Origin of the sequence: Salegentibacter sp. (assembly GCF_041642575.1) — a bacterium.
Lineage (GTDB): Bacteria > Bacteroidota > Bacteroidia > Flavobacteriales > Flavobacteriaceae > Salegentibacter.
The window spans coordinates 18,677-27,035 of sequence record NZ_JBEPWD010000031.1 but is presented as its reverse complement, the minus strand read 5'-3'; the positions used below and the strand labels follow the sequence as shown (position 1 = coordinate 27,035).

Annotated in this window: 6 protein-coding genes and 1 pseudogene; 2 read left to right on the top strand and 5 right to left on the bottom strand. The window is 37.5% G+C overall.

The genetic code is table 11. The annotated features are described in order from the left end of the window. A pseudogene (locus ACESK1_RS06995) lies at positions 1–537 on the top strand (DNA polymerase III subunit delta'); the annotation flags it as partial. Between the two features lie 2 nt (positions 538–539). After that, the gene (locus ACESK1_RS06990; protein WP_372919314.1) at positions 540–935 is read left to right on the top strand and encodes a DoxX family protein; all 396 of its coding nucleotides are present in this window, start codon (positions 540–542) and stop codon (positions 933–935) included. Positions 936–999: 64 nt separating this feature from the next. On the opposite strand, the gene ACESK1_RS06985 is transcribed toward ACESK1_RS06990, so the two are convergent. The 5 genes from ACESK1_RS06985 to ACESK1_RS06965 form a co-directional block, all read right to left on the bottom strand. Beyond that, a complete protein-coding gene (locus ACESK1_RS06985; RefSeq protein ID WP_372919313.1) occupies positions 1,000–1,512 on the bottom strand; it encodes an OmpH family outer membrane protein in 513 nt (170 codons plus the stop codon). Between the two features lie 231 nt (positions 1,513–1,743). Beyond that, positions 1,744–2,592: a class I SAM-dependent methyltransferase gene (locus ACESK1_RS06980; protein WP_372919311.1), complete on the bottom strand. Its 849-nt coding sequence runs from the start codon at positions 2,590–2,592 to the stop codon at positions 1,744–1,746. Positions 2,593–2,651: 59 nt separating this feature from the next. After that, positions 2,652–4,523 (bottom strand): tRNA uridine-5-carboxymethylaminomethyl(34) synthesis enzyme MnmG, encoded by a 1,872-nt coding sequence (gene mnmG / locus ACESK1_RS06975; RefSeq protein WP_372919309.1) that lies wholly within the window; start codon positions 4,521–4,523, stop codon positions 2,652–2,654. Between the two features lie 9 nt (positions 4,524–4,532). Next, positions 4,533–4,970: an rRNA maturation RNase YbeY gene (ybeY, locus tag ACESK1_RS06970; protein WP_372919307.1), complete on the bottom strand. Its 438-nt coding sequence runs from the start codon at positions 4,968–4,970 to the stop codon at positions 4,533–4,535. Continuing rightward, positions 4,945–8,205, bottom strand: coding sequence for a hypothetical protein (locus ACESK1_RS06965; protein WP_372919305.1), 3,261 nt, complete (start codon positions 8,203–8,205; stop codon positions 4,945–4,947). The genes ybeY and ACESK1_RS06965 overlap by 26 nt, the downstream gene beginning before the upstream one ends. Positions 8,206–8,359 lie beyond the last annotated feature (154 nt).

The window sequence follows — 8,359 nt, the reverse complement described above, 5'->3', positions numbered from 1 at the left end:
TTCCCTCCACTTCCGGAAGCTGAAATTGCTGAATTTCTAATAAAAAAAGAAAATTGCGAGCAGGAGGAAGCTTTAAAAATAGCTCATCAGGCAAATGGAAGTTATACCAGGGCATTGCATCTTTTACAAAAAAACTCAGGGGATGAACAATTTGAGGCCTGGTTCATCAGCTGGGTGAGAAGTGCTTTTAAGGCAAAAGGAAACAAATCTACCATCCTTGAACTTATTGCATGGAGCGAAGAAATAGCCGGATTGGGTCGTGAAACCCAGAAAAGTTTTCTGCTCTATTGCATAGATTTTTTCCGGCAGGCACTTATGTATAATTATAAAGCAAATAGCCTAGTCTACCTCGAACCGAAAACAAAAGGCTTTCAAATAAAAAATTTCGCGCCTTTTGTACATGGAGGCAATATTTTAGAAATAAATCAAGCCCTGGAAGAAGCGATCTATCATATTGGGCGCAACGCCAATGCTAAGATCGTTCTCACCAACCTTTCGATTAAACTAACACGATATCTACATAAAAAAACAGCTTAATTATGGAAAACCTATACAATTCAATTACAGAAATATTAATCCTTATTTTCATCCTTATCACTTTTTTACAATCCGGTATCGATAAAGCTACCGATTGGGAGGGAAACACAGGATGGTTAAAAGAACATTTTAAAGACACATTTATGGGAGGGATGGTTCCGCTAATGGTGGGAATAATAATGATTGCTGAAATAATGGCCGGGTTAATGGCATTACTGGGAATAATCTGGATTCTCCTATATAATGATCTTTCCTGGGCGTTTTATTCCAGCGTGCTGGCAGCAATTACCCTCCTAATGCTTTTGTTTGGTCAAAGAGTAGCCAAAGACTATGCAGGTGCTTTTACAATTACCGGATATTTCGTAGTGGTGATTTTTGGAGTTTTCCTACTTGGGTAAATAATAGAAAAGAGAATATAAAAAAAGCCCCAATCGGGGCTTTTTAGTTTGTTGGTTTGCTGAATTAGTTCTCCTTATAAGAAGCATTTAATTCTTCAAGAATCTCTTCTGTTATATCCAAACCATCCTTGGCATACATGATACTTGCAGATTCATTCGAACCAAAAATGTAAGTATACCCGTTTTCTTCTCCGTATTCTTCTACGTAAGATTTCACTTTTTCTACGATCGAATCAATAGCAGCATCGCTTTCCTGTCTTAAAGCGCCACCTCTTTGCTGTTGTTGTTGCTGAAGTTGTTGCTGCTTCTGCATAAGCTCCTGCTCAATTTCCTGACGCTGCGTCTGGGACATTGAATTCATTCTGGATTGATAATCCTGAACTTCAGCTTGAAAAGCGCTGGCTACAGAATCCAATTCTCCTTTAACTAGTTCTGACTTTTCGTCAAATTCGGCTTCCACATCTTTCATCTCCTGATACTCCTGGATTAATTTGGTGGTATCTACATAAGCTGTTTTTTCCTCATTACAGGAAACAAAAAACAGGGCAATGGCTGCAAGCAAAAATATATTCTTCATTTTGTAAAATTTGGTTTGGGCAAATGTATAAAAGTTAAATCTTTAAATTTTCCAATTATCTTGATATTAGCTCACTATTTGAAAAAGCTATTCTTGATTAAGGAAAAATAGTATCCTTCTATAAAAAACAACGCCTTTTAATGACTTTTGAGAACAAAACAGAATATTGAATGGCTAGGTTTCGCCTATGATATAGAAAATGGCTTAAATCGCTTTAAAATGAGAAATTTGCTAATTTTTAAAGAAATAGACCAGGGAAGAATACTCCGAGCTTTCTTTCGCTTTCCAATTTGAGATCCAGCCCCTATAAATTGCTTTTAAGTAATTAGACGAACCTGTTTTATTTTTTTCAGAAAGAAGGCTTACATAGTAAGCGTCAAAAATCAGCGCTTTAGTGGAAATTAAATTTAAATCAAATTGCGAGAAAAGATTATTAATTCCTTTTTGAGAAAAATGCCAAAGATGTCTTGGCACATCGTAAGCTGCCCAAAATTCCTCGTAATATTCTGCATCGTGACTTTTAAAATTTGGAACGGCAATTACAAGAATACCGTCTTTTTTAAGAAGGGCTTTAAAATTGGAAATTTCTTCCTCGAGATTAGGAATATGCTCCAAAACATGCCAGAGGCAAATCACATCAAATTTTTCCGTTCCTACTTTTGAAAGATCAGCCTGAAGATTCAAATCTTTTAAAAGTGCTAGTTTCCTGGCAGATTTATTTGGTTCAATTCCGCTAACCTTCCAACCTCTTTTTTTTGCTTTCAAAAGGAAGTCGCCGGTTCCTGCCCCAACGTCCAAAATTTTTCCAGGAGATTTTAATTTCTCAATCCAGTTTAATTTTTGGTTGAGCATATAGCCTTTTACCAACTGATAAATTCTATCGGTAATACTTTTAGCAGAATCTGTATGGGAAATATAATCCTCACTTTGATAATAAAAATCCAAATTTGCAGGAACGGGCTGGGTTTTTAAAATGTCGAATTCCGAAGCAGGAATTAGCTTAAATTTTTCGCCAGAAACCAAATAATCCCTGCATTCAATGCCGCCCTTTTTATCGTTTTTAATTTCCTGTTCAATCAAATGTAATTGGATTTCTATAATTTAAAACTCTAATTGTTCCACGTGGAACTAAGATAAATTTATCTTCCCATATAAACCAACAACACAGAAATGTCATTCGGGCTCACTCCACTAATTCTAGAAGCTTGAGATACGTTGATCGGTTGGATCTTATTTAGTTTTTCCCGTGCCTCAAAAGACATCGATTTAATCCGGGTATAATCAAAGTCCTTTGGAATCTTCACATCCTCGAGCCTATTTAATTTGTCGGCGTTGTTTTTTTCCTTGGCGATATACCCTGAATATTTTACCTGAATTTCGGTTTGCTCTAACATTTCAGAATTTAATTCATTCTCCTGAATATATTCTTCTACACCCGGAAATTGCCTTACATCTTTCATTTCAATATTTGGCCTGGAAAAAATCTTAAAGATCTTATCACTCTGATTCATCGGTGAAGAATTATACTTACCCAGGATAGGATTTGCTTCTTCAGGAATAACACTTTTATCCTTTAAAAAATTTACAAACCCGAAAGATTTCTCCTTCTTCTCCTCCATCTTTCTCATCCTCTCTTCAGAAGCCAAACCTAATTTATAAGATTTTTCGGTAAGCCTGAAATCGGCGTTATCCTGTCTCAAAAGAGTTCGATATTCGGCCCGTGAGGTAAACATCCTATATGGTTCCTCCGTGCCTTTGGTAATAAGATCATCTATCAAAACTCCAATATAAGCTTCGTTCCTTTTCAGAACAAATTCTTCCTTTTCCTGAATTTTAAGCGCAGCATTTAAACCGGCCATTAATCCTTGCGAGGCAGCTTCTTCATATCCTGTAGTACCATTGATTTGCCCAGCGAAATAAAGGTTTTCTACAAGTTTGGTTTCAAGGGTATGTTTAAGTTGAGTTGGCGGAAAATAATCATATTCAATAGCGTATCCGGGACGGAAAAACTTGACGTTTTCAAATCCGGCGACCGATCGTAAGGCTTTAAACTGAACATCCTCCGGCAAGGAGGTCGAGAAACCATTCACGTATACCTCAACAGTATTCCACCCTTCAGGTTCAACAAATAATTGATGCCTGTCTTTATCAGCAAAACGATTGATCTTATCTTCAATTGAAGGGCAATATCGTGGGCCAATACTCTGAATCCTTCCGTTAAACATTGGAGATCTTTCGAAGCCTTCTTTAAGTATTTCGTGAACCTCATTAGAGGTATAAGTCATATGACAGGATCGCTGCTTACTCAATGGTTTGGTTTCATCCAAAAAGGAAAATTTCGAAGGTATTTCATCTCCGGGTTGTTCAGTCATTTTGGAATAATCCAAAGATCTGCCATCAACTCTTGGCGGAGTTCCGGTTTTCATTCTTCCGGATTCAAAACCTACATTTATCAGGTCCTGGGTAATTCCTGTTGAAGCTCTTTCTCCAGCCCTGCCTCCACCAAAATTTTTATCTCCAATATGGATAAGTCCATTTAAAAAAGTGCCATTGGTAAGCACTACAGACTTACCTTTTATTTCAAGCCCTAAGGAAGTTTTAACTCCAGCCACCTTATTATTTTCGATTATAAGGCCCGCAACCATCTCCTGATAGAAATCAAGATTTGGAGTTTGTTCAAGACGTATTCTCCAATCTTCAGCAAAACGCATTCTGTCACTTTGAACCCTTGGGCTCCACATAGCAGGCCCCTTGGATTTATTAAGCATTTTAAACTGGATGGCACTGGTATCGCTAACCAATCCACTGTAGCCACCCATAGCATCAATCTCTCTAACAATTTGACCTTTGGCAATTCCACCCATAGCCGGATTACAACTCATTTGTGCAATATTTTGCAAATTCATTGTGATCAGAAGGGTTCTACTCCCCATATTAGCAGCAGCTGCAGCGGCCTCACTTCCTGCGTGGCCTGCCCCAACTACTATTACATCATACTCCTTTTCAAACATAAATTTTCTTTATTGTTCCACGTGGAACATTGCAATTTTCTCGTCTTCCTTCTGTCGCATCAGTTGGCTTTCACTTTCAGATTTATCTCTGTAACCACAAAAATGAAGCACACCGTGCACAAGCACCCGTCTCAATTCTTCATCAAAAGAAACGTCAAAATCAAGTGAATTTTCCTTCACCCTTTCTATACTGATAAAAATATCTCCCGCGAGTTGATCGTCAACAGAATTATCAAAGCTTATAATATCTGTGAAGGTGTCATGATCTAAATATTGCAGATTAATCTTATGCAAATATTCGTCATCACAAAAAACAAAGTTTATTTCCTCTATCTCCTTTTCTTCAGATTCTACAACGCGCTGCAACCACTCCCTGTGGGAAGCTTCATTTTTCAAACTAAAATCTGTCTCTGAAAAAAAGTTAATCTGTTCCTGTTCCTCGCTCAAAATACACTTTTACTTTCTGTTTGTAAATTTCGCGCAAAGGTAATACTTGTCTGTTTAAAATTTCGGTAGAATTGAAATATTCTTTGGCCTTAAGGTTTTGATCTTTAGATGAATTACCAAATTCCTTTACATTGGTTTCACTCTTTCGTGTATTATCTTCACCCTGTTCCAGGCGGGCTTTTTCGAATTTTAATAATTCGTGAACAAGATTAGTCATTCTTTCCAGGCTTTGCGGTCTAAAGCCTTTATCAAGTAATTCCTCTTCCAATTGTTCCATATTGTCACGTAAATTTTCACCATTTGGATCCTCAGCCTCTTTATTGATCATCTTTTCTAATTCTCTTCTAAGTTCCTGCTGTTGTTTATATATTTCAAAGAGTTCTCCACTTTCCTGCTCCTGGCCTTCACCATCTTCACCATTTGGTTTTTCACCCTTATTTTTTTCAATACCCTCCTCGAGTTGTTGCTGTATTTCCTCCTGCTTCTGTATAATATCAGGTAACTGGAATTCCTCCCCATCACCTCCACCTTTCCCAAGCTGTGGATTAGCCTGCTGTTGCATGGAAGAAAGGATGCTGCTAAGTAAATAAGCAAGATCATTGGCCCCGGTAACAACATATTGCTGGCTTGCGGTTCCCTGAGGCACCTGATCTTCGGCAAGGCGTTCCAAAGCTTTTTCAAGATCGAATTCGATATCGGTTAATTTACCAGTAATCTCTTCACCTATCATGGGATTCTTTAATGCTAAACTATATAGACTATCATCAACATGCCTAAAGTTCTCCCGAAGATCATTCTGAATTTTCAAGTTCCTGGCGAACATGGGGTCATTTCTATTCATCGACTTAAAAGTTTCCAAAAGATCTTCCTGTTGAAAGGAAAATCTTACAAGATTATCAAGGATCTGCCTTAGACTTTCTATGTCGGCCTCTAATTCTTCTCCAGATTGCGCCTGCATCTGCTGTTGCATTTTAGCGCTCATTTGCATCATTTTCTTTGCCGCCTCCTTCTGTTTTTCTTTGGCTTTGTTCTGTTGTTGCTTATCTAAATCTGTCTCGGATTCACGCTGATCTTTTTCAATGCTTTCTTCATCCACCTGATCACGATCAAGATTTACAGGTTGCTTTAAACGCTCATTGTCCTCGTCAAGTTGATCCATTTCCTTTCTAAATTCCTCAAATTCCCGGGAAAGTTTTTCCTGGGATTCTTTGTTATTCAATTCCTCATCTTCAGAAATTCTTTCTTGACGCTCTGCCAGGTTTTGAAGTTCCCTAGCCAGTTTCTGCTGTTTCTCCTGCACATAATAACGTTTGGTTAGTTCCAACAGCTGCTCCATATTTCGTTGCTGGGACTGGTTGCGTTTGGAGAGCTCCTCCAGCTTTTCACCGAGTTCTTCCCTGCTTATTTTTTCAGAGAATTCCTTCAACTCTTCCATTAAAGCTTCATTTTCTTCCAGGCGTTCTTCATTTTTGTCCAGCCTTTCCTTTAAATCTTCTTTGTAGGAATTTTCTTCTTTAGATGGGTCCTCTTCTTCAAGGCTTTTCTTAAGTTTTTCAGAATAATTCTTCATCATCTCATTCTGCTGTTTCTGCCTCTCAAGAAAATCCTGAAGTTTCTTTCTTTCATTATAATCGAACCTATCTGTTTCTTTTTGTCTACGTGAAATTTCATTTAAGGTTTCCCGGGAGTATTCAATTTCCTCAAGAGATTTATTAAAATTCTCTATGGATTCTCCCTGATGCTGAATCTTCTCTTCCTCTATTTCCTCTAAAGTTTTCTTTCTAAAACCGAAAATCTCACTCCTGCTGCTCTTTGCCCCATTCACTCCATCATTGTCAAAAACCTGAAAATAGTACAAGTAATTCACCCCTCTTTCAAGTTCCAGATCTCCGGGAAAGGTGAAAAGAAATTCAGCAAAGGATTCTTTGGCTACAGGAATTGAAATCTGATTGAGACTGTCCGGTGAGGCTTCCGGGTAATAAACCAATTGAAGTTTACTCAGGCCATAATCGTCTGAAACCTTTCCATAGAAATAACTAATTTGCTCTTCAAGGCTATCTGTTTTCTTTACAACCTCAATCTCCGGAAAACGGTCCTTTATAATATCAATTTTATAAGACACCGGTTCAAAATTCCTAATTTTCTTATTGGAGGAACTTATAGAATAATTAAGGCTTGAATATACCCGGGATTGGTATTCCACTCTTCCCGATTGTGGTTTCAAATTCAAACTGCTGTCCGGCAATTTAAAATGAACTTCATATGTTTCCCGGGCCTTTAAATTCCAGGTAACCCGGGTGCCTTCAGGGATTCTGGCATTTCCTGTTCCAATAACAGAATCACTTCTTTTACCTGTATAGGCAGGATACTCAAAGTTCGTTTCAAGATTTAAGATTGCAGGTACTTTCAAAACTTCAAGAGTATATTTTTCTGAAGATATTCCATTAGCATTGAGACTGAATTCTGTATCCTTCTCTAACCTTTTAAAAGTATATTCAAAAGTTCCAGGTTCTATCCGTTTCAGAAGATAATCCTGATTGTTATAATTTACCGAAACCTGCTCGGGATTCATATCTCCAATGGTTTTTACTTGAAGCGTAAAATCTTTGTTCTGGCGCACTTCAAGAAGTTCATTTTCTAAGGTGAAGTAAAAGGGAGCCGGTGGTTGAAATTCTGCATTATAATGGACCACCCTTCCGTAGGAATCAGAAAAAATGGAAGAATTACCCGTTAACCAGATGGCCAGAAATATTATAACGGGAAAAGCAGCCCATTTCACATATTTCAGGGAACTTTTAAAATTAACGGCTGCACTAAAAGGAATAGGATTTAACTCACGGGATTTCTGATCTATTCCTGCAACTAAAAGATCTGATTCTTTCTCTGAATTCTTAAGCTGAAGCAGATTTAGAAGCTTATCATTTACCCCTGGGAAATGTCTTCCAATAATTCGGGAAGCATCTTCTTCAGATAAAGTTTTAGAGAATCTGAATAATTTGGAAAGCGGAATCGCTATAAAAAAGATAAAAAGACCTGCTTCAATCCCTATGAAAAGCCAGAAGAGGATCCGTCGGCCGGTGGTGTTAAGCCAGAATAAATGTTCAATTGAAATTATAAGAAACAAATACAGCAATCCAACCGCGGTAAAAAGAATGGCTCCTTTAAGCAGTTTATTCCTATAGTATTTTGATATAAAAGCATTTAGCTTCCTTTTTACTTCTTTATAATTTTCCATCGACTACCCCACTTTCAAGCTTAAAAATACAATATTTATTTTTCTGAAAGTAAAAGGTCTGACACCAAAATATTTTCAGAAATTAAAGCACCTCAAGTTACAAGGGTTTAGGAATGCTGCCTAAAGCTTGTATCTTTGTTTTCAAAAATAAAAC

Coding starts and splice junctions, on each gene's coding strand:
- ACESK1_RS06990 (WP_372919314.1), top strand. CDS start 540: ATGGAAAACCTATACAATTCAATTACAGAAATATTAATCCTTATTTTC.
- ACESK1_RS06985 (WP_372919313.1), bottom strand. CDS start 1,512: ATGAAGAATATATTTTTGCTTGCAGCCATTGCCCTGTTTTTTGTTTCC.
- mnmG (WP_372919309.1), bottom strand. CDS start 4,523: ATGTTTGAAAAGGAGTATGATGTAATAGTAGTTGGGGCAGGCCACGCA.
- ACESK1_RS06965 (WP_372919305.1), bottom strand. CDS start 8,205: ATGGAAAATTATAAAGAAGTAAAAAGGAAGCTAAATGCTTTTATATCA.